The following is a 22,311-nucleotide window of genomic DNA, read 5'->3' as shown; positions in this document are numbered from 1 at the left end:
GAAAATTCGGCAATTTCTTCCGCAGGCCGGATAATTCGTGCTGTAGCGAAATGGCACGACGGGTTAGTGGGCGGGAACAACCGGAACTTCGACGAAGAATCTCCGTTGGCAGTGACTACCTGCGAACACTGAGGAGGACATCATGAAGAAGCTGATCGTGTGCGGCGCGCTCGCCGCTTTCGCCCTCGGCACCCAGGCCGCCAGCGCCGCCGAGTTCTACATCGTGCGCGATGCGACCACCAAGAAGTGCACTGTTGTCGACAGCAAGCCGACCACGACCACCACCACGGTTGTCGGCAATGGCGTCTACAAGACCAAGGTCGAGGCCGAGTCGGCTGTCAAGACCACCAAGGTCTGCACCGAGCAGTAAGCGACCATTCGCGGGCCGACAGGCCCGCGACCTACTGACAGCAATTGGAGGAGAAAATGCCCGTTTTGATTCTTTGGGCCGTTCCCGCCGTTCTCGTTGTTGGCGGCGTCGGCTATTTCCTGGTTCATATGCACTAAACTACTAGCTTTCGCACCAACGGCCCGTCCGTCTCCCCGGACGGGCCGTTTCTGTTTGGCGGGCGTGATCGAACCTCAAAGAAAAAGGGGCCTCCGATGGGGGCCCCTCAATCCGAGAATGCTTGGTCCCTCAGTTGTAGTCCGAATACTTGAACTGCGGCAGCGCCTTCAGCTGCTCCTTGTTGCCGCTCATCACCGCGTGGTCCGGGACCCAATCGTTCGTGTTGCGGTTTGTCGTGCTAGTCGAAGCCGCGCCGGTGGTCGTCGTCTCGCGCGTAGTGGTCGAGTTGCCGGTCGAGCTGGTCCGGACCGGCTCTTCGACGAATTTCAGCTTGTCCATCGAGACCGCGATGTCGTGCTCGCCCATCCCGAGGAAGCCGCCGATACCGATCACCACAGCATTGATCTTGCCGCTCTTGTCGACCAGCAGTTCGTTGATGTCGCCCAGCTTCTCGTTGGCCTCGTTATAGACGTTCAGGCCCATGAGCTTCGAAGCGCGCCAATTGTCCTTCAGCATCATCTTGTCGGCGGGTTGTGCGGTGGCCGCCGGCGCGGCGCGGTCGGCCGGCTGAGCGGATTGCGCGAACGCGGCGCCGCCGATCACGGCAGTGCTCAGCAGAGCGACGGCAAGAAAGCTTTTCATCGAATTTTCTCCTCCAGGTGACGCACCCGTTCGGATGCCCGCCCCAACGCGTATGATTGCCGCTTGTTCCCAGATCGGAACGTGCGACGATCACTTCGATCCTGCGCGCTCGGATGCGCCTCAGGCGAGACAGCCTCCGCGAGCGACCAGCTCGCGATAGCTTTCTTCGTAGCGGCGGGCCATACGGTCGGCTGCAAATCGCTCTTCGAAACGGGCGCGGATCCTACTCCGATCCAGCAGGCCCGCTTTCCCGACCGCCTCGATCGCCTGCTCCTCGCCATTGACTATGAAGCCGGTGACGCCGTCCTCGACCACTTCCGGCACCGATCCGGAGCGGTATGCGATCACAGGCGTACCGCAAGCCATCGCTTCGATCATGACGAGACCGAACGGCTCCGGCCAATCGATCGGAAACAGGAGCGCGACAGCCCCCGCGAGGAAAGGCTCCTTGCGGGCTTCGTCCACCTCGCCGACGAGCTTGATCTCCTTGCCGTCTATCTCCGGCTCCAGCTTCTTTTTGAAGTACGCCGTCTCCGCCCGGGGTATCTTAGCCGCAATCCGCAGCGGCATCCCGACGGCGCGTGCGATGCGTATCGCATCTTCGGGCCCCTTTTCCGCCGTGAGCCGTCCGAGAAACGCAAGATACGAACCGCTTTCGAACGACGGTCGAAACTGGTCCTTGGGAAGCCCATGGGGGATCGTCGCGATCCAGTTCGCATCCGGAAGCGGACGGCGCTGGTTGTCGGAGATGGAGACGAAGGGGGCCTCCGGAAAAGCGCCGATCACGTCCGCCAGGCCGGGAAGGTCGAGGCGTCCGTGCATGGTCGTCAGAAACGGCACTCCCGTGCGTCTCAGGACCGGCAGCGGCAACCAGTCGATATGGGAGTGGATGACGTCGAAGTCGCGCGCGCGCTCGGCTATCGCCTCGATGAGCAGCGCGCAGGCGGCGTTCGGATCGGCGCCCCGCCGCCCCAGGCGCAGCGCGCGCGGCCATGCGGGGTGGAGCTTGGCTTTTGTGCTGGAATCTCCGCTCGCGAACAGGGTGACGTCGTGACCGAGATTGATCAGTTCGTCCACCAGCCAGGCGATCACCCGTTCGGTGCCGCCGTACAGCTTCGGAGGAACGCTCTCGGCCAAAGGGGCAAGCTGGGCGATCCGCATCGAGCTAGGCCCCGAATGCGCTGCGCAAGCCAACCACAAGGACTGCGGAAATGAGAAAGGAAATCGCGAGCAGCGTCCAACTGGGCCGTGTGCTTCCGTTGGCAACGCGCGCGACAAGTATTTTCATGCACGTCAACATTCGTCTTTGGGGAGCCGGTGTAGGTAGGCTATTCCGAAGGTCGCGAGGTCTTCGGTGTCGCTCTGTCGCTCTTCCCATCTCCGATGCAGGTAGCGCTCCATAAGGCAGCGTCGGCCATCATGAGCGTCGACGTCGGGGTGCCGTGCCCGATACGCCGTCCAGGCGGTCTCCGTGGCATTTTTCAAGACGACTTCGTCGACCATCTGCATGCTCCCGGCGACCGATCCGATCGCTGGCAACTCGTCAGGGTCAGCAAAAGTTTCCAGTTTTTCCCGGTTACCCTCGCGAACCGGACAAGCGCGCGTTCAGCAAGCTTTTGCGCGGGCCCGCTCACGTGCCGCACGACGGCGCTGCAGCCGCTGGCTTCGGCCAGAGCGCCTGGCGGCGAGAGGTGGGGACGCCGCTGGACTTGATGCCGGCGGATCAACGGCGGGCGCCGGGCTCTCTGTCCTCGGCTCGGCAGGCTTGGCTTCCATGAGCTCGAGCACGGATCGGCCCTTCTCCGTTATTCGCCATCCGCCATTCAGACGCTCGACCAGTCCTTGCGAGAAGATGTCGAGCTCCGGCACGCGAGCGGCCAGGCGCTTGGTGCGGTCCGCCCAGTCACGCCCGCTCGTCGCCAGGATCGCCATGTCGCGTTTGAGGTCCGCCATGACGGCGAATCCATCGGGATAGCTCACCAGGATCTTGAGCACGGTGACCTGGAAGTTCACCCCGCCTTCTCCTTATCGTCCCGTCGTCGGCGCGTCGTGGAGTGCCTCGCGTCCGACCTGCTTCAGCCTCTCGGGCGAGGTGTCGCCGTCGGTGGCCGCTTCCAGCATTCTCGAGGCAACATGGGTGCGTGCCGCGGTTTCGTGGCGCGAGACGTCCTCGCAGACCTCGTCGAAGACGGCGCGCAAGAGCGCGGTCGTGGCCGGATCGAACATGGGAACCCCCAACGCAAGAAGAGTTAGTCTACTCGGAAACGCTGTACGGTGAACTCAACAAAGTTAACGCGGTCACATCAAGCGAAAGGCCGTCGAGAGCTTCCGCGACGCAACATGAAGAGAACCCAACCGGGACTTGCTGTTGTGGTCCAAGCTCGATCCTCTCGAGCGAAGCTGCCCAGGCGCCGATGTCGGCTCGCCGCCGGGCGAGCGAAACCATTGCCATTTTTTCCCGTTGTCGGTGGGGCGCACGAATAACTTGAAAGGATGCTCAATGAAGAAGATTGCAATGTCGGCGCTGATGGTCGGCGCCCTTGGTCTCGCCTCGGTAGCCACCACGGCCCCTGCCGAAGCTCACTGGCGAGGCGGCTGGGGCCCGGGCATCGCGGGCGGCCTCGTCGCGGGTGCCGTGATCGGCGGCCTCGCCTCTTCGGCATATGGGTGGGGACCGGGTTATGGCTACTACGGGGGCCCTGGCTACTATGGGGCCGGCTACTATGGCGGTCCCTACGCCTACGACTACGGATACGACGAGCCCTATCGCTGGGGCGGCGGCTACACCACGACCTACTACACTGCGCCGGTGTCCTACGGTCATCGCTATCGCCGCGTCGTTCGCCCTGCCTACGCCTACTATCGTGGGTCCTATCCGGTCGTTCGTCATCACTGGCATCGGCACCACCGCCACTGGTGAGTGCGGGCGCACGTGAAAGCGACGAAGGCCGCACGCCGAGGGAGCGGCCTTTTTCCTTAACCCCAGTCACGCTTCCGCTCACCACCATCTGCCGGCAAACGGATCGGTCCGCTCGAAGGCGAGACGCTTGTCTGATGTTCGCTTCTGCAGCTTTGCCGATCGCTTCGGATGTGTGAGGACCGCCGCAGCGCGGGCCGGCGCTTCCTTTCGGGTCTCGCCGGAGGGTGCTGCGGGCACGGCGGCCATGGCTTCTCGCAGCGGCTCTTCCGGGACCGGGTCGGCCTGCGCGAGAATCGGCGCTTCGGCCCGCTGGCTGGTGTCGAAGACAATCTTCTCCGGGATGCTCCTCGCCGATTTTATGCGGATGATGGTCCTGTCGGGGTCGGCCAGGGCGGCGGCTTCGACCGGTGTGGGCAGGTACCGATCCGCAGCGAAAAGCAGCGCCAGCAAGAACCCGCCGACGAAGACGAAATAGCGCAGAATCGGCATGTACGGCCGCTCGCAAATGAAATCAGGGGATCGGCCGGGCCGGATGGGTGGCGGGCCGCTGCGATCAGCAACCCGCCGGGAAACTCATTCGATCTCCTGGACGACCGTACGGGTCGACGGATCGACCAGCATTACGCGCTCGCCCGAGTAGACATAGCGGTACTTGGTAAGCGAAGGACCCCAGTCGGCAGGCACCGCCTCGAGTTCGACTTCACGCGGCACAGGCTGGCCGACCACGATCTTCTGCTGCACCGGACGAACCTTATGCTCGGTAACGTAGGTGCGGATCTTGGTGCGGTATTCCGGCTCGATCTGCACGGCGGCCGCATGACCAGTGCCGGTGGTGGTGACGACGGTCGACTGCGCCATCGCGCTCGTCGAGATCAGCGCCGCCAGCGCGGTCGTCAATAGAAGCTTGTTCATGTTGTTCTCCTCGCCGCCATATGCGGCATCCGAGAACCCGGGAATGATGGCAAGGTTCCGGGAAACGGCAGGATGATTGCTTATTTTTCCCGGAATGATGGCGCGAGCCGTGCGGATAGAGCCATGGTGAAATCAGAACTTGATGACCGACCGCAATCCGACAACGGTCGCATTCTTGAGATGCCTCCCGGCCGATGTCCCGAGGGGATCCGTGGCGCCTCCACCGGGACGGCGGATGAACTGGACATTCGGCTGAATCGTCAGACCGGCTTGAACTTCGTACTGGTAGACGGCCGTCAGGAGCTCTTCTGAAGTCCGCAGCGGCCATCGCAGCCCGGAGGTCGACTGGAAGTCCCGATCAAGTGCCTGCGCGCGACGCGACACATGGGCGTAAGCAGCCGCGATGCCGAACTTGTCGTGGGAACGCGCGTCGGACAGCCCGATGAACTCGAGGCCACCGTCGGCGTAGATATCGATCAAATTGCGATCGGACGGTCCATAGGACCCGCGAGCGAATACGCCGATACCGCGATCGTCGTCGCGGCCGACGCGAAAGAGCTTCTGTTCGAACACGGCGTAGAGGCCGTAGTCGCCTGCGATGCCGGCAGGCGTTCCCGAACTCGCTGGATCCGCCAGCGAAAGGCCTGTCGTATCGAAGCGCAGGTCCGTGAAGCTGCCGAAATGGCGCCAGCCGCCAAGCTTGAGCTTGCCGTCGAGGCCGGGATCACCCTTCTTCGCGTTCCATTGCAATTGCGCTTCGTAGAGAACGAGAGGCGGATCATTCACGCGGAAATTGACGCCGTAGCGATTGCGTAGCTGCGGGTCGTTGAAGCCCGGGCCAGCCGCATTGCCGTCGAATACGGCGCCCAGCACCGAGAGATTGTCGCTCAAGTCGGCACGCAGGCGTGCTCCCATGGCGGCAAGCGGCGGCGAAGGACCGCCGCTCGGGAGATTGAGCGACAGACCGGCCGGCCAACCGAGAGAGGCGTTCGTGAAGACGTCGGTGTACTTCGACGTCATGAATTCCGTATCGGCGGCAAGCTGTCCCGCCCTGAGCGCGATCTTCTCGCCCCATTTCTTTTCGAACCAGGCCTCATAGAGACGGGTCGTCGGCAGCGCCTCGATTCCGCTGACATCCATGAAATTGAACAACGAACCTCGGGACAGTCCGCCGCCGTCGATCTGAAAGACGTTCGCGTGGAAGGTGACCTGCTTAAGCCCGACCAGCTTCTCGAGGTCGGCATCAAAAGCGAAGTTAATGCGATCCTCGTACACGGCACTCTGTTTTGCGCCTCCGGACGGGTTGCCCAGAACTTCGCCGATGTAAGTGACCGCAAACTTGACGCCCTGTCTCTCGAAGGGATTGGGCAGCAATCCCAGCGTCGTCTCCTGCACGGTACTTTCGCCGGTATCAGGATCGGCGGGCTTGAGGTCGTCGGTCTTCTTGTCCTCTTGAGCGAGTGCGACGCCACAAAGCAGTGATGCCCCAAGCAAAATCAACAGACGACGCATGTGACCCATCCAACCATGACAGCATGATGCAGGTTTTGGACGTGGTTACAACTTTGCAGTCCATGCCGACTTGGTCTGGTGGTCAAAACTGCACACGCCGAACCAATAGGCCTGCACGGACGTTATGAGTTCCGGAATCGGATCCAAGGCAGCGAGGAGCGACTAAGTGGCGAGGAGGAAAACGCGCAAGAAGCCGGTCGAGAATAAAGATCAGGACAGCTTCTTGCAGCGCCTGGGGCCCGGCCTCATCACGGGCGCTTCCGACGACGATCCATCCGGTATAGGCACCTACAGCCAGGCTGGCGCTCAGCTAGGATTCGGCATTGGCTGGACCATGCTGATCACCTATCCGCTGATGGCCGCGATCCAGGAGATCTCGGGTCGTATCGGACGCGTCACTGGTCACGGCATCGCCGGAAATGTCTGCCGAAATTTCCCCGCGCCCGTTATCTGGTCCATGATCGTGCTGCTCTTCGTCGCCAACACGATCAACGTCGCCGCCGACCTTGGGGCGATGGGCGATGCGCTCAAGCTTCTGATCGGCGGACCTGGCACCCTTTACGTCGTAGTCTTCGGCGCGGTGTCCGTCATAGCGCAGATTTTCTTCAAGTATGAGCGTTATGTGGCGATCCTGAAATGGCTGACGCTCGTTTTGCTCGCTTATGTCATCGCCCTATTCCTCGCAAAGGTGCCTTGGGGCGAGGCGCTGAATGGACTCCTAATTCCGAAAATCGAATTTAATGGGCCCTTTCTGACGACTTTAGTCGCGATCCTCGGCACGACGATTTCGCCCTATCTGTTCATCTGGCAGTCCTCCCAGGAAGCCGAGGAGCAGCGGATCGATCCCGACAAGAAGCCGCTCAAGCGCGAGCCCGAGAAGGAGGACGAGGAGGTCAAAAGAATTCGGATCGATACGCTCGTCGGCATGGCAGTGTCGAACGTCATCGCCATCGCGATCATCATGACGACGGCGGCAACGTTGCACGCGTCCGGAAAGACCGACATCGAATCGTCGGCCCAAGCGGCAGAAGCCCTGAGGCCCGTCGCGGGGGCAATGGCCGAGTTGATCTTTGCGCTCGGCATCATCGGAACGGGCCTGCTTGCGATCCCGGTGCTCGCCGGCTCGACAGCATACGCTATCGGAGAAGGTCGCAAGTGGCCGGTCGGCCTGTCGCGAAAGCCGAAGGAGGCGGTTGCGTTCTATGGTGTACTCGCACTATCGGTCGCGCTTGGCGTCGGGCTCAACTTCACGGCGCTTGACCCGATCAAGGCGCTCTATTGGAGTGCCGTCATTAACGGCATACTGGCTGCGCCGATCATGACCGTCATGATGCTGCTGGTCCGGCGGAAATCAGTGATGGGCGATCTCATGGTTTCGGGGCCAGTCTATTGGCTGGGCTGGGTCGCGACCGCAGCTATGTTCATGTGCATCATGGGCATGGCTTGCTCGATGGTGTGGTCGTAATCCCGCACGGAGACGACCGCATCGTGCTTCCGGCGTCAGAAAGGGCTGCCAGGCCGTCTTGCGCCCCGGTCAAAGGTCCTGCCGACCTCAGCGAAGGCTGCTGCTGGACTTGTCCCTTCGGGGCTGCATTGGACTGCCTTTTCTACATCCTGTAACCCGAGAACCTTGGGATCACCGTCGGTCCTTCAGGCGTGAAGAGCATCAGGTCAGGCGATGACCGAAGCCTTCGACGCAGCGCTTTGCCATACCAGCCGGCGCGCAGACGCTCGCCGTCATTGCTTCTGCAAAATGGTGGAGAGCGCCGTGCCGTCGTTCAAGATCGAGAAAATCTCTCGCGAGGACAGATGCGCGGCGGCCTCCTGAAAAGTATCGCTGGCATCGACCTTGGCGCGCCCGACCACCAGGTTCGCGTCGACCGTGTCAGGCCGGACGGCGCGAGGAGGCGCCAGCTGAGCGGCGTGAAAGGCCAGCAACTCGGAGTCTTCGCGCAGCGCCACAAGAGCGGGTTTAATGCTGACATCCGCCGCCGCGCTCAATTCGTTGGCCCGGCGCAAGACCGACGGCGGCTCCCGGTCTTCAGGGGTGGCAAACAGTTCGCCGGAAGCGGGATTGGCCGTCAGCGCACCGATGGGCACGGCGAACAGCAGCCCGACGATCACCGGCGACATCCAGAGCAGAAGCGGCAGCGAAACGGCGTAAGCGCTCGCCGCCATCGCAACGCCGCACAGGGTCGGGACGCCGTATTTCCGATACAGCTCCCGGCGCTCCACCGTACCGTCGTCGCGCCTTTGCGTCTGCCAGCCGGCATCGCGGCCAGCCAGAATCTCGATGACCGCGATAGACTGAAAGATCATCATCACAGGCGCCATCAGCGCGGAGACCACTATCTCCGCCAAAACTCCGGCCAAGGTCCGCAAAGCCCCGCCGAATTGGCGTCGCTCCGCGCGCCGTAGCCAGACAAGGACAAGGCTGAGCAGCTTCGGCAGCAGCAGCAGTCCCATCGTGGCGACGAACACCCAGATGGCCAGCACGGGATCCTGGGCCGGCCAGGTCGGAAACAGCGAGAAGCCCTTCGGAAAATACTCCGGACGCACAAAGCGAGCCTGCAGTGAGATTAGCATCCCCAGCATGAGGAACAGCAGCCAAAGGGGCGCCGTCAGATAGGCTCCGATCCCCACCATGAAATGCAGGCGCGATACCCAGTGGAGGCCGCGAGCGGGCACCACTGCGAGATGCTGAAGGTTGCCCTGGCACCACCGCCGATCGCGCGCCGCGAAATCGAGCAGTGAAGGCGGCACCTCTTCGTAGCTTCCCCCGAGCATCGGCAGCATGTAGATGCCCCACCCGGCCCGCCGCATCAGCGCGGCCTCGACGAAGTCGTGGCTGAGGATGTGCCCGCCGAACGGCTTGGGCCCCCGAAGCTGCGGCAGCGCCGCAGCTTCCGCGAACGCCTTCACGCGGATGATCGCGTTGTGGCCCCAGTAGTTGCCTTCCGAGCCGTGCCACCAGGCGACGCCGGCCGCGATCATCGGTCCGTACAGGCGGCCCGCGAATTGCTGGACGCGGCTGAACAGACTTCGCGCATTGACGACCATTGGGAGCGTTTGGACGAGCCCGGCGGTTGGATTGGTCTCGATGGAATGGACTAATTGGACGATGGTCTGCCCGCTCATGAGACTGTCGGCGTCGAGCACGATCATGAAGTCGTACACGGCGCCGAATCGCGTGATCCATTCGGAGATGTTGCCGGCTTTCCGGGCCGTGTTCTCGGCCCGATGACGATAGTACAGGCGTGGCACGCCGACAGCCTGTCGCAGCGCGAGAAGCGCCTTTTCCTCGGCGACCCAGATGTCCGGATCGGTGCTGTCGCTCAGGACGTACCAGTCGAACAACTCCCCGTGCGAGGTCGCCTCCAAGGATTCGATGATCGCACGAAGTCGTGCCGTCAGTCGGTGCGGGTCTTCGTTGTAAGTGGGAAGCAGCATGGCGGTGCGGCTTGCGATCGCAGGCAGTTCCGCGTCCGGCGCGAAGGCGCCCGGGCGATGGGCGAGCAACAGGAAGAAGCCCGCCAGCGCGGAGGCGAATGAAAAGGCGACCCAGGCGAGCAGGATCAGAAAGAGCGCCAGCACCATGGCTTCGAGGACGGTGACGCCGCCGACCTCCAGCACGCGATACATCTCATAACCGCCCGCCCCCGTGAGCGCCGCTGTCGCGAGCAGAATGACGCCGCGTCGCCAGGCCATCGCGGGGCCTACCGCCGCAGGAACGCGGTCGAGGACCCGGCCTTTCCCGAGGTCGCCAGGAGCCATCGAAAGCGGGGACTCGCCGGGCAACAGCCGCTGCGTCGTGATGTCGCCGGCGACCGGGCGGGGCGCCGTGTTCAGGGTGCCCATCGGTAGACCCAGACTTCCGACAAGGGCTTGTCGCCCTCGGTCAGAAACGCCCGCAGCTCGATCGGCTCTCCCTTCACCTGGCACTGGAAGCTCAGCCGCCAGCCGCCGGTGTAGGGATTGGGTTGCGTGACGATGTTCTTCACCTCGGACTTCTCCGCCGTGACCACGCCTTTGACACCCGCCGGATCGATGCCCTTGAGGTTATCGCCGAGCAGATCGAGCACGAACAGGCGTGCGTCCTCGCCCCGCGCCCCTATCCCGCTTCGCGTAAAGCGGGCCAGCGAATGCGGCTTCGGACTATCCGGCCCCCAATGCAGCCGATAGGTGTAGTTGTGTTCGCCCTTGGCCTGCAGCGGGTTCTTCGGCCGCCAGAACGCAGCGATGTTGTCGTGGACCTCCTCTTTGGTCGGGATCTCGAACAGCGTGACGCCGCCCTCGCCCCAATCCCCGATCGGCTCCATCCAGAGACTGGGGCGCTTTTCGAAGCTGGACTCGATGTCCTGGTAGGCGAAGAAGTTTCTCTCCCGCTGCATCAGGCCGAAGCCGCGCGGATTGAGATCCTGAAAGGTGCTGATCTGGAGGTCACGGGGATTGCTGAGCGGCCGCCACAGGCTTTCGCCCTTGCCGTTGAAGATCGCGAGCCCGTCGGAATCGTGAACGGAGGGACGGAAATCATCGATGTCGTTGCGGTCGTTCGGACCGTAGAAAAACATGCTGGTCATGGGCGCGAGCCCGGCGCGCGGCATCTCGACGCGCGGGTAGACCGACATTTCGACGTCGAAGACCGTCGTGTCCCCCGGACGCACGGTAAATCGATAGCTCGCGGCGCAGCTTTTGCTGTCGAGCAGGGCATGGATCACCAACGAGGTCGCACCCGGCGCCGGCCGCTCCAGCCAGAACGTCTTGAAGAGCGGAAATTCCTCGCCCTTGGCTTCGCCGGTATCGATCGAAAGGCCGCGGGCGGAAAGCCCGTAAGTCTGCCCTTTGGCGACGGCGCGGAAGTAGCTCGCGCCCAGGAAGACGCAGACCTCGTCGTAGTAGTCAGGGCGGTTCATCGGCGCGTGGATGCGGAAGCCGGCGAAGCCGAGATCTGTCTCCTCAAACGCCGGCACCTTCTCGCCGAAGGAAAAGTCTTCCTTGCGGTATTTGATCTCGCTGGCCTTTCCGTCCGCGACTTCGAAGATGTTCACGCGGTTCTTGTAGAAGAAGCCGCGATGGAAGAACTGCGCTTGGAAGGGAAGATTCTTGCTGCGCCAGAGCGCGCGATCGGGCAGGAAGCGGATTGAACGGTACTGATCGTAGTCTAGGTCCTTCAAGCCGCCCGGCAGCTTTTCGTCGGGCGCTTCGTACGGCTTGCTCGCTAACGCACGGGCGAGGTCTCTCACAGTGGAAGAGCTGAACGCGCCCTCCGGCGGTCCAGCTGCGGCGAAGCCACTCCGCGCAGCGAGCAGCACCGCCGGCAGCAACGCCGACCCTCGAACAAGCTGGCGTCGGTTCACGGGCTCTCCTACTCGCTACTGCTGTCGCGGCAGGTAACGGCCGCCGAGCCTGCGAGTTCCACCGCCCCGCCATCACTGGCAAAGTGTCTGCCACGACAAGATGGAGTTTTGCGCATTGCGGGCGGCGCTGCCTCCAACCTGCAGTCCCGCAAAAAGTGAGAAAGAAAAGAGCCGCGCTGCGGCGGCTAGTTTCAGATCTTTCTTCTTGTGTCTATTTCTTGAGTGCGTCAGCGGCTTCTCTTGCGGCGTCCTTGACGTCTCCCGCAGCGTTGTGGGCGGCTCCTTTGGCCTTATCCATCTTGCCTTCGGCTTGCAGGTCCTTGTCTCCTGTGAGCTTGCCAGCCCCCTCCTTGATCGCGCCTTTCGCCTTGTCGGCGGCGCCCTTCACATGTTCACGGTCCATGATCTTTCCCTTCTCGTCCATAGAGCGAGCACAACGAAACCGACGCGTGGTCGTTCCTGCGCGACGCGAAGCGATTGGCAGCATGACTTGGCTGTAGCGGTGGACAAAGGACGGAGATTGCTTCTTTCCTGCCAGTTTCTGCACGGAAAGTGTCAGCCATGCAGTCGCAAGTTTTGATCAATTTTGGCGGAAATCTTCTGGAATGCGCGCGTTGACGAAGCGGCGGGGCCTAGATGGAGAATAGCCATGCGATACTTGTCTGCGGCATTGCTTCTCGCACTTCCAATCATGCCGATAGCTACTAAAGCCCAGCAAACAGGGCCGACGTTGCAATCCGGAGCAGCTCAAAACGTGCAGACCGAAGCTGATAAGGGTATCAAAACCCGTAATTCCGGCGAATCGGGCTATGTCGGCAACCAGGACCGGCCCGGCGCGGCTTCTCATGCGCCGGGGGAGACAACCAACACAGTCGGGGCGACAACAGGTAGCAGTGCGTCTGGCAATCAATCACACATCAATAGCTCGCAGGCGGACTACGACGCCTCTTTGAAGGACGGCTCTGCGCCGAAGAAGTAGCGTCGAGGTCGCCTAAGAAAGGACCGGCTGCGATCAGACTGAAGCCCGCCAGAACACTAGGGCGCGTACTCATTAATTTCGACCTGTCTGCTTCGCTCCGAAAGCGGCCGAGATCATGAGGTGGCGCAATATGTCGCACTTGGCATGCGCAGACGTTAACTGCGAGTAGCGAGCTCGCTCCACGCCTGCGCCATTGGATCGAAAACGGCAGGGTTTTTCCGTACGGTGACCGACCATACTGGCATCGTGAACGTCGGGTCTAGGTTCAAGACACGTTCGGCGGCCGATCTCGCCTCTTCGATTCGACCGAGCCGGACCAGGGCGATAGTTTGAAGGACGTGCGGCACACTGAATGAAGGATTGGCTTCGACTGCGCGAGCCGCTGCCTTCAGAGCTTCATCAAACCGATTGGCATAAAGCTCAGTCACCGCGATCGCCATATGAGCAATCAGGGTATCGAAAGGGCTTACCTCGAGGGCGTGTTGCGCCAGTTCAAGCGCACTTTGGCGGTCGCCCATGAACGCATGCGCGAATGCACTGTTCCCCAAGGCAACGATATTTGAAGGACTGATCGACAGGGCCCGGCGAAACACCTCGAACGCGTCACTGAAGTCAGGGTCAGCGAACCAGATCACCAGACCGGCAGCACCGAGCGCGGTCGCGTCATCACCTCTCGTCGCAGCGCGAGCATAGCGGACGGCGGTGGCGCGATCGGCCTCGCTCAGTCCACCGCGGCTGAATCTGATCTGAAAACATCGCGCCAACTGTGCCTGGGCCGCCGAATAATCGGGCTCCAGTTCCAACGCCTTCTCCAATAGCGGAATGGCTTCACCAGCGCCCGTCGGCATGGTCGTGCGCATTGAGGAGAGTGCCCGCAACACGAGGTCATAGGCATCGAGACTGTTGGGTCGCTCTCGTCGAACGCGGCTGATCTCGACCTTGCGTAGATTCGGTTCGAGCGCCCCGATCAGGCTCATCGCAATGGCATCCTGAACCTCGAAAATATCATCAAACCGGCGATCGTACCGTTCCGCCCACAATGCGACACCCGTGTCGGACTCGACCAGCCTCGCCGTGATCCTTATGCGATTGGCGGCCTTGCGCACGCTCCCCTGCACGAGATAGCGGCACCCCAGCTTCCGCCCGATACTTGCCAGGTCGCCGGAGCCGGCTTCGAACAGTAAGCTCGACGTGCTGCCGACCACCGATAGACCGGTGATACGGGACAGTCCCGTGATGATGTCCTCTACGATACCGTCGGCGAAGTAATCCTGGCTGGAATCCCCGCTGAGATTAGCGAACCGCAGCACGGCGACCGTGGTCCCGCGCGCCGGGATGTCTCCGGAGTTCGAATACGGGAGCGTGTCGGGACGATTCTCGACCCCCACCAGGCGATAACCTCGTCCCGGAACGGTAACGACGTAGCTGTGACCGGCGCTTCCGAGTTCGAGTGCCTTGCGCAATGCGGACACGTGCACCTGGATAGCGTTCTCCTCCACCACGCGGCCCGCCCAGATTTTTTCCATCAGGCGATCCTTGCTCACAACCTCGCCTGGGACCAAAGCCAATTCGCAGAGGATATCGAGCGCCCGGCTCGAGAGCTTGACGGGCTGTCCCGAAAAGGTCAGCCGCCGGTCGACAAGATCCAGCACAAACTTTCCAAATCGAACAGTGTCTCGATCCGGTTTCGGATTGAACGCCATGCCTGTTCAGAACTCTTCAGACCCTGAAACAAGGACCTTAAGGGTATCGCGCCGTAGTGTCCATCGAGCCCGACAAACCGCCGTGCCGGCGATCGGGACGAGGAGGTTCCGTCATGCGCACCACGCATTTGGCTTTGGGACTGCTGACAACAATCGCCCTGTCGTTTACCACGCTTCCGGGCAAAGCCCAGTCGTGGCCTACCCAAGTCGTGAAGATCATCACGCCATTTCCGCCTGGCAGCGGTGGCGACGTCACGGCGCGTCCTTTCGCCGAAAAGCTCGCGGAGCGGTGGGGGAAGCCCGTCATCGTCGAAAATCGTCCAGGCGCCGACGGCATCATCGCCGCGACCGCGGTGCTCAACTCGAACGATGGGCATACTCTCCTCTATACGAACGGGGGACCGCTCACGAGCAACCTGCTCGCGCACGCAGGCAGCCTTCCGTACAATCCTGATGATCTGCTGCCGGTTGCGGCTGCCGCTGAAGTCTACGTAGCGATAGCGGTGCCTGCTTCCCTGGCGACACGCTCGCTGTCCGAATTCGTCGCGCAGGCGCGCCTCAAGCGGGGGCAGTTCAATTGGAGCGGAACTCCCGGCAGTCTGGACTATCTGGTGCCGGGTTTTTTGAAGCGCGCCGGCATCGATCTCCCGCGTGTCCCATACCGAGAGGTGAGCATGGCGATGCAGGACCTCTCGCAAGATCGACTCCAATTCTATGCTGCTGCCCTCGCGACTCAGTTGCCGATGGCGCAAACCGGCAAGATCAAGATTATCGCGATCACGAATAGTCAACGATCACCCTTCTTGCCGGACGTTCCCACGGCGCGCGAGTCGGGTTTCCCGGAGCTCGAATACGAAGCGTTCCTTGGCTTTTTCGCGCCCCGCGGGATGTCGGTGGAGCTACGTGAACGCATCGGCGCCGACCTGCACGTGATCGGCGCGGACGCGGACTTGGCGGGACGCTTCAGTGCGATCGGCATGCGGGTGCGCGTCACCTCTCCGGCAGAACTGCAAAAGATCGTCATGAACGAGCGCGCCGCGCTCGCCCGTTACACACAGGCGGCGCCGCGATAGGGACGCGCAAATCATCGAGAAGGAGAAATCCCCATGACCCGCGAGCAACCGCGTACGGATCGGCTTTTCGAGATCGGCAGCGCCTATCGACAGGCGAAAGTCTTCTTGAGCGCGGTCGAACTCGGAGTGTTTACGGAGCTTGCAGCCGGCCCGCTCGATGCCAGGGATCTTGCCGGCCGCATTCAAGTCCACGGTCGCGCGGCTCGCGACTTCTTCGATGCACTCGTCGCGACTGGTCTTCTGACGCGAGACGACGAAGGGCGATATCGTAATAGCGAGGAGAGCGATTTTTATCTAGACCGAGCGAAGCCGACTTATCTCGGCGCCAGCTTCGACCAGTACAACCGACGCGAATACGCATTATGGGGATCGCTGACGCAGTCGCTGCGTACCGGCAACCCGGCGGCCGAAACGCATGGCCAGGATCACTTCGGGTCATTGTACAACGACGCAGCGAGATTCCGGACCTTCGTCACCGCGATGACGTCTGGCAGCTTGCTCGCCGCTCAAGGTATCGCTCACCAGTTCCCCTGGGAGAATTATCAGACACTTTGCGATGTCGGCACCGCTCAAGGTGGCCTGCCGGTCCAGGTTGCTTTGGCGCATCCTCACGTCCGCGCGATCGGATTCGATCTCCCGATGCTGTGCTCGGCATTCGAGGAGTACGCGCTCGAACGCAACGTCGCTGATAGAGTGAGTTTCGCGGGAGGCGATTTCTTCAAGGATCCGTTGCCTCAGGCCGATGTCATCGTCTTGGGTCGCGTCCTCCACAATTGGGACCTTGAAGCCAAGAAGATGTTGCTGGACAAGGCGTATCAATCGATCCGGATAGGTGGGGCTGTCATCGTCTATGATATGCTTATCGATGACGACCGGCGCACAAGCACAACTGGCTTGCTCTCCTCTCTCAACATGCTCCTTTGGACGGCGGGTGGGTTTGGATATACGGCTACGGATTGCACCGGATGGATGCGTTCGGCCGGGTTCACAAAGACGATGGTTCGCCACCTTCCAGGTGGCAACTCCATGATCATCGGCGAAAAATAGGCGGCGCCATATCTTCCGGTGCGGGCTCAGGATCATTTTGACCGATCCAGCCGGATAGTCCCTTGGTTGATGTCCGCTCCGCTCCAAAAGCAGCAGTGACGGGAGGCAAACTAGGCGCATTGTGTTTGGTCAGATGCCTGTGATTCAAGCTGTCAAGCTGGAGCCTCGAATCATGCGCCATGAACTTGCCGATTTTGAATGGGCCGCCCTCAAGCCGATGTTGCCCAACAAGCCGCGTGGCGTTCCTCGGGTAAACGATCGTCGTGTCCTAAACGGCATCTTTTGGGTCTTGAGATCGGGAGCACCCTGGCGCGATCTGCCTGAGGCGTTCGGCCCGTACACCACTTGCTATAACGGCTTCGTTCGCTGGCGGAGGGCTGGGGTCTGGAGCCATATCATAGACGCACTTGCCGCGGCTCATGATGCCGCTGTCCAAATGATCGACACCTCGATTGTCCGCGTGCATCAGCATGGAGCCTGCATCATGCGAAACCAGCGCCAATCGATGGGGCGGTCACGCGGCGGCTTGACGAGCAAAATTCATGCGGTGGTCGACAGCAATGGTCTGCCGGTACGGCTGGCGTTGAGTCCCGGCGAGGCCCACGACGTTCGACTTGCGGGAAAACTGCTGTCTCGTCTGAAGTCCGGGTCAATGCTGCTTGCCGACCGGGGCTATGACGCCGACTGGATCAGAGCGCTTGCCATGAAGAAGGGCGCGTGGGCCAACATCCCGCCGAAATCGCAGCGATCCTATCTGCTTCAGTCCCTACCTCTACCGGGCTCGCAATCGGGTCGAGCGGTTCTTCAACAGGATCAAACAATGTCGCCGGGTGGCGACGCGCTACGACAGGCTCGCCGCCAACTACCTTGCCTTCGTTCAACTCGCGTCAATCAGGCTATGGCTGGGCCTTAATGAGTCCGCGTCCTAGGGGGCTTCTTTTTTGCGCGAGGCCTTTGGCTGTTTAGGAGATGCGGGCGTTTGCATGAACATGAAGGCCCGCTTGGCGCGGATATGCCCGCTGCGGAGCTCAGAGTGGGCATGTGAGAAGATCGCTACAGCAAATCTGCGGCTTCCTAAGTTACCTCCATCAATGGGCGATCGTGCCATGTGAACGATCCCAATCGTTCCTAGAAGTTCGGCCGCATTCAGATCAGCTGCCACTGAGAGCGCGTCGATCGGTAATCGACCCTGCCGTGAACTGGGTGAGGGCAGTAGCCGCACTTACATCAGCGTCCAGATCCGTCCATAGTGCGACGGGATATCAAGATCTACTCGCCGGAACGAAAGTACGTTCCTCAGGTTGAGAGCGCCGCCATGCAGCTCTTCGACGTAGTCACCTCCCATCGGAAACCAGAACGGGACGGTCCGGCCGGTGTCGCTGAGATTGATTGCGACCAACGTGTACTGGGTGGCTGCATAGCGCGCGAACAGCAGGACTCCGAACTGCTGATAGCGATCCCAATCGTTGAAGAAGAAGTACGTGCCCTGACGAATGTGGTCGCGTCGCCGCCTGATCCGCAGCAGCCTGCGGATCAGGCTCACGATGGGTCGGCCGGACTCATCGTAGAAGAAATCCCATCGCATCGGCCGCAGCAGGGAGACGCGGCCCATTCCAAAGTCGGGCAGAAAGTAGTTCTCGGCAAATTCCTCGCCTTGCCAGAGCATCGGAATGCCTTTGCTCATCAGCAGGCCGATCAAATAGGGCTGCAGCATGTACCAGAGTGTTCGGTCGCCCTCGGCGAACAGCGGATTGACGGCTTCGTCGGGATTGGAGGTCCCGAAATTGCAAAGGAAGCGTTCGTGATCGTGGTTCTCGACGTATTGAAGTGCAGTTTTGGGGATCTCGTCACCGTTGAGCGTCTCCCGGTCGGGGTAGCCGAAGAGGCCCAGCTGCAGACCCAGGTCGGCCAGCCGGCCGCGATCCCCATGGGCAACCGCGCGCGCAGCGCCGTAGGTGCCGTTCTGCCACGTGCAGTTGGAATAGGTCGAGCGCAGCACTTCCTCGGGGCTTCGAGCTGTTCGGCCATTTGCACCAGCGTCAGCGGCTTGCCTGCTCCTGCGTCGAAGCGGCTCCAGTAAGGTCGACCCGACGCGATGTTCGCCTTGGTCAGTTGGTGCGTTTCATAGACGAGGCTTGCATAACCCACGCCCATGGGCCCGTCCCAGTAGTTCGGGACGCAGTCGTAGCGGAAGCCGTCGACGTGATAGACCTCGAGCCAATGGTGATTGGCCGTGAAAAAGAAGTCGCGCGTGATCTCCCGATTGAAGTCCGTGCTCTTCCCGAAATTGCTGAAGTAGTCTTTGGCAAACGGCCCCATGAACGGATTGTCGCGGTACCGCAGCCGCGTGTAGGCGTCGTAGTACGGGAAATCCACGCCCGTATGGCCATAGACGACGTCCACGATCACCGCGATCCCGTGCTGATGGCAAATGTCGACCAATTGCTGGAAATCCAACCGATTGCCGAAGCGCTCGTCGACGCCGAAATAGCCGATCGGCAGATAGCCCCAGTCGACCGAGTTGCCGACGTTGGACAGCGGCATGATCTCGATGGCGTTGATACCGAGGTCAGCTAGGTAGGCCGCGAAGCCGCGGGCCCGATTGAGGTCGCTGCCGAACTCGGCGATGTTCACCTCATAGAGGATCAGATCTGCCAGCGCCGGCGTCCGCCATTGCGCCTCGCCCGCACTCCAGACGTAGGGCTCATAGCCCAGGGTGAAGGCGGATTGCTTGCCGACACCGAACTCGCGTGCGAAGGGATCAATGATCCAGTCGATCGTGCCTACGCTCGGATTCGTGATCGTGTAGCGATAGACGTAGCGGCCCGGATTGCCCCAAGCTGAGCCCGGCACTGCGGGCAGCGTGCCGGCGATGGGTACGGTGGCCGACCAGAAGTCCCCATACGGCGGACGAACACTGTGCGTAAGCTGGAACTCTCGAGCCGGAAAGGCCTGGAGAAACTGATCTGCCTCATGGATGATCTTCACGGTGACGACGTCGCCGTCGGCCGCCGACACCCAGGGGAGCCACAGTCCGAACGTCACCGTTCCGTGTGTTTCGACGGCGCCCAATGATCCGAGTGGCATCAAGTTCATGCCACAGCGCCTTCCAGCGGCTTCCACTGGATGTTGCGAAAGAGCACTCGGCCCGTATGTGTCTGCAGGCCGATGAACCGCGGGTCCTGCGCGGTCGACGGCAGACCGCGGCGCGGAGACTGCGGATCGCCGGCAAAATGGAAGATGTTTACCGTCTGCCCGTTCAGCACGACGGTGATGTCCGCACCATCGACGGTGATTTCATAGCTGTTCCATTCTCCGACAGGATGGACAGTCAGCGGACCGTCGGTCGGCCCCTTGAAGGAGTAGACTGCACCTGTCCTGTGGATCGGTGCCCTGTCCGGTCGGGCCAATTCGTCGATCTGAATTTCGAAGCCGAAGTTGATGCCGACATAGGCTGTGTTGTCGTAACCTTCGTTTCGAGGGTCGGGGAAGCCGATGAAGACACCCGAATTGTCGTCGGGCGCGGTCAACATCCATTGCAGCCGCAGAACGTAGCGAGGAGGCGTGGGGCGCTTCAGCCAGAGGAGCCCAAGGTCCGTTCCCGTTCGCGTCTCGAGCACACCGCGCCGAACCCGGAACGAGCCAGGGTCGTTCCGACCGGGCTGGTTGCTGATCGTCGACATTGTCCAGTCACCAAGAGTATTACCGTCGAATAGCGTCTCGAAGCCCGCATCGGCCACGACAGGTGGCGGCGCCATGATCAAGTCGCCCGTGCGGCGCGACAGCGCGATCCCGGTCAGCATGGGGTTGGGAGAGCCGATGCTCGGGAACAGCGCGGGGCCTGCCGCATAGAGGTTTTCAGTGTGATGGAAGCGTCCGTTGCCATCGGTGACGCTCGCGGCCGGGTCGGTGCCCATCCAAAGCGTCCCGGCTTCATGATGCGTCGTCCCGAGCCCGTCCTGGTTGCTTTGGAGCACCTGCATCGGCTGCCCGCTGGCGAAGGTGGCGGCGACCTTCTGCATTGCCGCATCCATAGCGGCCCAAAGATCGCAATCTCGCTGTGTCGGTGTTAGCGCAATCGATGCGCGACGAACCCCGTATTCGTCGGTGCGCGCGCTCAAATCGACCCGGCTTGGATGAGCGGCGGGATCGGCCGGGTCGGCCGGCTCCATCTCTCCGAGGCCCCTGATTGCAATTGCGATATGCGTATCGGTCGAAGTCCGCAGTTGGTCGTAGAAGTCGACGTCCGGCACCTTGCGATAGAGTTCGTCCTCGCCGCCTACGGTATTGCCGCCGCCGCTCGCAGCAATCTGAAGGTGAAAGTGACCGATCAGGTCACCATTTGGGCGCGTCGCCCGGCCCTTCACGAACATGGCCGCGGTCTGCAGTTCGTTCACCGCCGACGAAAGCCCGGGAATCGCCGAGCGCGGCACGCGGATAACGAGGTTCGAGCGAAGGTGAGCGATCAGGTTCTTGCCGATGAGCGGCAGGGTTGGAAGTCCGGTGGCATCGAACGACGCCAGAGCGAGCCGCGCGTTCTCAATCGTGCCGAGCGCCATGATGACGGCGCCGCCCGGAGCCAGGTCAATCGGGCCGCGGCTCGTCTCGACGCCGGAGATGCGCCATGTCCCTGCCGCGGTCGGCACGGTGCGCAGTGTCAGCACATGCGTATCGGGCAGCACCATGAATTCCTTGACGGAATCATTGCCGTTGGAATCGCTCGCCGCGGTTCGCGCCGCCTTCATGAGCAGCGGAACGACGCTGAACTTGTTGAGCGGGAAGAACCCCGCATGTGGCGGGCGCGCCTGTACGGCAAGCGGCGCTTCGAGCTTTAGCATGTTCAGCAGGTCGTTTTGCGAAAGCCCGCCACTCGACGACAGACCGAGCAACTGTGCGGGGTCCGCGCCGGGCTTCAGCAGCGGCGAGGGCGGGAGCGCGTCGAGCGTAATCGCACCAGGCACGCTGGACAAATTATCGAAGAGCTGACGACGAAGCGCGTTCTGCAGTTCGCCGAAAATGAAGTCGTTCGCCTCGTCGACACCGATCTGCCGCGAACTCTCGTCGAAATAGCGGCTGTTCAGATCGGCTACGGTATTTGCCGGCCAACCCGACATCTCCTCGTCCAGAAGACGAGGCGACCAACCGCCCCAATAGAGTGATCGGCCTCCGAGTGTATACGCCAGTCCCTTGAAGGGAATAGTCGATTTCCAAGGAATGCCCCAAACCTCGTTGCGTGGCGGCTCCGGCTGCGGCAAGTTTTCGTCCAGAAAGAATGGATTGGCCGGATCGCCGAACCCCTGGATCCCCGTGTTCTGGACGTGCTCAGGAACGGTGAACAGCCCGGCGTCTACGACCAGTGTCCGCAATCCGCCGCCACTCTGCTTCTGTCGGAACCACAGATGCTCGGCGATAGCCGAGCCGAACGTACCGCCTCCCACGATGATGAAATCGAATGGTCGCCCGCCTGTGGATTTCCACGCATCAACCTCGGCCAGGTTGTTGCAGAGGTAGCGGCCCTGGATATCTTTGGTGAACGAGGTCCTTTCGGTGGTGATCGCCATTGCCCGCTCCTGGTGCAATCCTCGAACTCGCCTTCCTGTTAGGGCACGATCTCCTTCAATCTAAAATGAGCTAGTTCACAGATTGCTCTCACTTCTA

General features: G+C 61.6%; 20 protein-coding genes and 1 pseudogene. 7 read left to right on the top strand and 14 right to left on the bottom strand.

What is annotated here, in order from left to right:
* The first annotated feature begins 142 nt into the window (after nucleotides 1–142).
* Complete coding sequence (locus NR187_RS04045) at nucleotides 143–370, top strand: hypothetical protein (protein ID WP_038949323.1); 228 nt, start codon at nucleotides 143–145, stop codon at nucleotides 368–370.
* Between the two features lie 267 nt (nucleotides 371–637).
* Here NR187_RS04045 and NR187_RS04040 read toward each other — a convergent pair whose 3' ends face one another.
* From NR187_RS04040 to NR187_RS04025, 4 genes are all read right to left on the bottom strand, one after another.
* Entirely contained in the window at nucleotides 638–1,150 is a 513-nt protein-coding gene (locus NR187_RS04040; RefSeq protein WP_038949324.1) for a PRC-barrel domain-containing protein, read from the bottom strand.
* A gap of 120 nt (nucleotides 1,151–1,270) precedes the next feature.
* On the bottom strand, nucleotides 1,271–2,311 hold the full coding sequence (locus tag NR187_RS04035) for a glycosyltransferase family 4 protein (RefSeq protein WP_256805770.1): 1,041 nt from the start codon (nucleotides 2,309–2,311) through the stop codon (nucleotides 1,271–1,273).
* Between the two features lie 444 nt (nucleotides 2,312–2,755).
* Nucleotides 2,756–3,163 (bottom strand): hypothetical protein, encoded by a 408-nt coding sequence (locus tag NR187_RS04030; RefSeq protein WP_038949327.1) that lies wholly within the window; start codon nucleotides 3,161–3,163, stop codon nucleotides 2,756–2,758.
* Nucleotides 3,164–3,175: 12 nt separating this feature from the next.
* A complete protein-coding gene (locus NR187_RS04025; protein WP_038949328.1) occupies nucleotides 3,176–3,376 on the bottom strand; it encodes a hypothetical protein in 201 nt (66 codons plus the stop codon).
* Nucleotides 3,377–3,650: 274 nt separating this feature from the next.
* On the opposite strand from NR187_RS04025, the gene NR187_RS04020 reads away from it, so the two are divergent.
* Nucleotides 3,651–4,070: a hypothetical protein gene (locus tag NR187_RS04020; RefSeq protein ID WP_038949329.1), complete on the top strand. Its 420-nt coding sequence runs from the start codon at nucleotides 3,651–3,653 to the stop codon at nucleotides 4,068–4,070.
* Between the two features lie 78 nt (nucleotides 4,071–4,148).
* Here NR187_RS04020 and NR187_RS04015 read toward each other — a convergent pair whose 3' ends face one another.
* From NR187_RS04015 to NR187_RS04005, 3 genes are all read right to left on the bottom strand, one after another.
* Complete coding sequence (locus tag NR187_RS04015; protein WP_256805769.1) at nucleotides 4,149–4,559, bottom strand: hypothetical protein; 411 nt, start codon at nucleotides 4,557–4,559, stop codon at nucleotides 4,149–4,151.
* 84 nt (nucleotides 4,560–4,643) lie between these two features.
* Complete coding sequence (locus NR187_RS04010; protein WP_256805768.1) at nucleotides 4,644–4,982, bottom strand: DUF1236 domain-containing protein; 339 nt, start codon at nucleotides 4,980–4,982, stop codon at nucleotides 4,644–4,646.
* Nucleotides 4,983–5,114: 132 nt separating this feature from the next.
* Nucleotides 5,115–6,494: a carbohydrate porin gene (locus tag NR187_RS04005; RefSeq protein WP_256805767.1), complete on the bottom strand. Its 1,380-nt coding sequence runs from the start codon at nucleotides 6,492–6,494 to the stop codon at nucleotides 5,115–5,117.
* Between the two features lie 166 nt (nucleotides 6,495–6,660).
* On the opposite strand from NR187_RS04005, the gene NR187_RS04000 reads away from it, so the two are divergent.
* On the top strand, nucleotides 6,661–7,959 hold the full coding sequence (locus NR187_RS04000; protein WP_372702955.1) for an Nramp family divalent metal transporter: 1,299 nt from the start codon (nucleotides 6,661–6,663) through the stop codon (nucleotides 7,957–7,959).
* 272 nt (nucleotides 7,960–8,231) lie between these two features.
* Here the strand turns inward: NR187_RS04000 and mdoH are convergent, their stop codons facing one another.
* From mdoH to NR187_RS34950, 3 genes are all read right to left on the bottom strand, one after another.
* Nucleotides 8,232–10,352: a glucans biosynthesis glucosyltransferase MdoH gene (gene mdoH / locus NR187_RS03995; RefSeq protein WP_256805766.1), complete on the bottom strand. Its 2,121-nt coding sequence runs from the start codon at nucleotides 10,350–10,352 to the stop codon at nucleotides 8,232–8,234.
* Nucleotides 10,340–11,851, bottom strand: coding sequence for a glucan biosynthesis protein G (locus NR187_RS03990; RefSeq protein WP_256805765.1), 1,512 nt, complete (start codon nucleotides 11,849–11,851; stop codon nucleotides 10,340–10,342). Before NR187_RS03990 ends, mdoH begins: the two co-directional genes overlap by 13 nt.
* A gap of 211 nt (nucleotides 11,852–12,062) precedes the next feature.
* On the bottom strand, nucleotides 12,063–12,398 hold the full coding sequence (locus tag NR187_RS34950) for a CsbD family protein (RefSeq protein ID WP_372702954.1): 336 nt from the start codon (nucleotides 12,396–12,398) through the stop codon (nucleotides 12,063–12,065).
* A 102-nt stretch (nucleotides 12,399–12,500) separates the two neighbouring features.
* On the opposite strand from NR187_RS34950, the gene NR187_RS03980 reads away from it, so the two are divergent.
* Nucleotides 12,501–12,830 (top strand): hypothetical protein, encoded by a 330-nt coding sequence (locus NR187_RS03980; protein WP_256805764.1) that lies wholly within the window; start codon nucleotides 12,501–12,503, stop codon nucleotides 12,828–12,830.
* 155 nt (nucleotides 12,831–12,985) lie between these two features.
* Here NR187_RS03980 and NR187_RS03975 read toward each other — a convergent pair whose 3' ends face one another.
* Nucleotides 12,986–14,533 carry a winged helix-turn-helix domain-containing protein gene (locus tag NR187_RS03975; RefSeq protein ID WP_256805763.1) on the bottom strand — a complete coding sequence of 516 codons (1,548 nt, stop codon included), beginning with the start codon at nucleotides 14,531–14,533 and terminating at the stop codon, nucleotides 12,986–12,988.
* A gap of 113 nt (nucleotides 14,534–14,646) precedes the next feature.
* On the opposite strand from NR187_RS03975, the gene NR187_RS03970 reads away from it, so the two are divergent.
* From NR187_RS03970 to NR187_RS03960, 3 genes and pseudogenes are all read left to right on the top strand, one after another.
* On the top strand, nucleotides 14,647–15,606 hold the full coding sequence (locus NR187_RS03970) for a tripartite tricarboxylate transporter substrate binding protein (protein WP_256805762.1): 960 nt from the start codon (nucleotides 14,647–14,649) through the stop codon (nucleotides 15,604–15,606).
* Between the two features lie 33 nt (nucleotides 15,607–15,639).
* On the top strand, nucleotides 15,640–16,653 hold the full coding sequence (locus NR187_RS03965) for an acetylserotonin O-methyltransferase (RefSeq protein WP_256805761.1): 1,014 nt from the start codon (nucleotides 15,640–15,642) through the stop codon (nucleotides 16,651–16,653).
* Between the two features lie 133 nt (nucleotides 16,654–16,786).
* Nucleotides 16,787–17,582: pseudogene (locus tag NR187_RS03960) on the top strand (IS5 family transposase).
* 293 nt (nucleotides 17,583–17,875) lie between these two features.
* Here the strand turns inward: NR187_RS03960 and NR187_RS03955 are convergent.
* From NR187_RS03955 to NR187_RS03945, 3 genes are read right to left on the bottom strand one after another with little or no spacing between them, the layout of a single operon-like run.
* The gene (locus NR187_RS03955; protein WP_256805760.1) at nucleotides 17,876–18,367 is read right to left on the bottom strand and encodes a hypothetical protein; all 492 of its coding nucleotides are present in this window, start codon (nucleotides 18,365–18,367) and stop codon (nucleotides 17,876–17,878) included.
* Nucleotides 18,349–19,749 (bottom strand): alpha-amylase family glycosyl hydrolase, encoded by a 1,401-nt coding sequence (locus NR187_RS03950; protein WP_256805759.1) that lies wholly within the window; start codon nucleotides 19,747–19,749, stop codon nucleotides 18,349–18,351. Before NR187_RS03950 ends, NR187_RS03955 begins: the two co-directional genes overlap by 19 nt.
* Complete coding sequence (locus tag NR187_RS03945) at nucleotides 19,746–22,214, bottom strand: family 16 glycoside hydrolase (protein ID WP_256805758.1); 2,469 nt, start codon at nucleotides 22,212–22,214, stop codon at nucleotides 19,746–19,748. Before NR187_RS03945 ends, NR187_RS03950 begins: the two co-directional genes overlap by 4 nt.
* Nucleotides 22,215–22,311 lie beyond the last annotated feature (97 nt).

It is taken from the genome of Bradyrhizobium sp. Bra64 (genome assembly GCF_024519875.1).
In the GTDB taxonomy this organism is placed as follows: Bacteria; Pseudomonadota; Alphaproteobacteria; order Rhizobiales; family Xanthobacteraceae; genus Bradyrhizobium; species Bradyrhizobium japonicum_G.
The sequence above is the reverse complement of the archived record's forward strand: the minus strand, read 5'-3'. Positions and strand labels throughout refer to the sequence as shown.

What these genes read in the sequence shown, in the direction of transcription:
- NR187_RS04005 (WP_256805767.1), bottom strand. Translation starts at nt 6,494, where the DNA reads ATGCGTCGTCTGTTGATTTTGCTTGGGGCATCACTGCTTTGTGGCGTC.
- NR187_RS04025 (WP_038949328.1), bottom strand. Translation starts at nt 3,376, where the DNA reads ATGTTCGATCCGGCCACGACCGCGCTCTTGCGCGCCGTCTTCGACGAG.
- NR187_RS03970 (WP_256805762.1), top strand. Translation starts at nt 14,647, where the DNA reads ATGCGCACCACGCATTTGGCTTTGGGACTGCTGACAACAATCGCCCTG.
- NR187_RS04040 (WP_038949324.1), bottom strand. Translation starts at nt 1,150, where the DNA reads ATGAAAAGCTTTCTTGCCGTCGCTCTGCTGAGCACTGCCGTGATCGGC.
- NR187_RS03965 (WP_256805761.1), top strand. Translation starts at nt 15,640, where the DNA reads ATGACCCGCGAGCAACCGCGTACGGATCGGCTTTTCGAGATCGGCAGC.
- NR187_RS03955 (WP_256805760.1), bottom strand. Translation starts at nt 18,367, where the DNA reads ATGCTGCAGCCCTATTTGATCGGCCTGCTGATGAGCAAAGGCATTCCG.
- NR187_RS03975 (WP_256805763.1), bottom strand. Translation starts at nt 14,533, where the DNA reads ATGGCGTTCAATCCGAAACCGGATCGAGACACTGTTCGATTTGGAAAG.
- NR187_RS04045 (WP_038949323.1), top strand. Translation starts at nt 143, where the DNA reads ATGAAGAAGCTGATCGTGTGCGGCGCGCTCGCCGCTTTCGCCCTCGGC.
- NR187_RS03945 (WP_256805758.1), bottom strand. Translation starts at nt 22,214, where the DNA reads ATGGCGATCACCACCGAAAGGACCTCGTTCACCAAAGATATCCAGGGC.
- NR187_RS04035 (WP_256805770.1), bottom strand. Translation starts at nt 2,311, where the DNA reads ATGCGGATCGCCCAGCTTGCCCCTTTGGCCGAGAGCGTTCCTCCGAAG.
- NR187_RS04015 (WP_256805769.1), bottom strand. Translation starts at nt 4,559, where the DNA reads ATGCCGATTCTGCGCTATTTCGTCTTCGTCGGCGGGTTCTTGCTGGCG.
- NR187_RS04010 (WP_256805768.1), bottom strand. Translation starts at nt 4,982, where the DNA reads ATGAACAAGCTTCTATTGACGACCGCGCTGGCGGCGCTGATCTCGACG.
- NR187_RS03980 (WP_256805764.1), top strand. Translation starts at nt 12,501, where the DNA reads ATGCGATACTTGTCTGCGGCATTGCTTCTCGCACTTCCAATCATGCCG.
- NR187_RS04020 (WP_038949329.1), top strand. Translation starts at nt 3,651, where the DNA reads ATGAAGAAGATTGCAATGTCGGCGCTGATGGTCGGCGCCCTTGGTCTC.
- NR187_RS03950 (WP_256805759.1), bottom strand. Translation starts at nt 19,749, where the DNA reads ATGAACTTGATGCCACTCGGATCATTGGGCGCCGTCGAAACACACGGA.
- mdoH (WP_256805766.1), bottom strand. Translation starts at nt 10,352, where the DNA reads ATGGGCACCCTGAACACGGCGCCCCGCCCGGTCGCCGGCGACATCACG.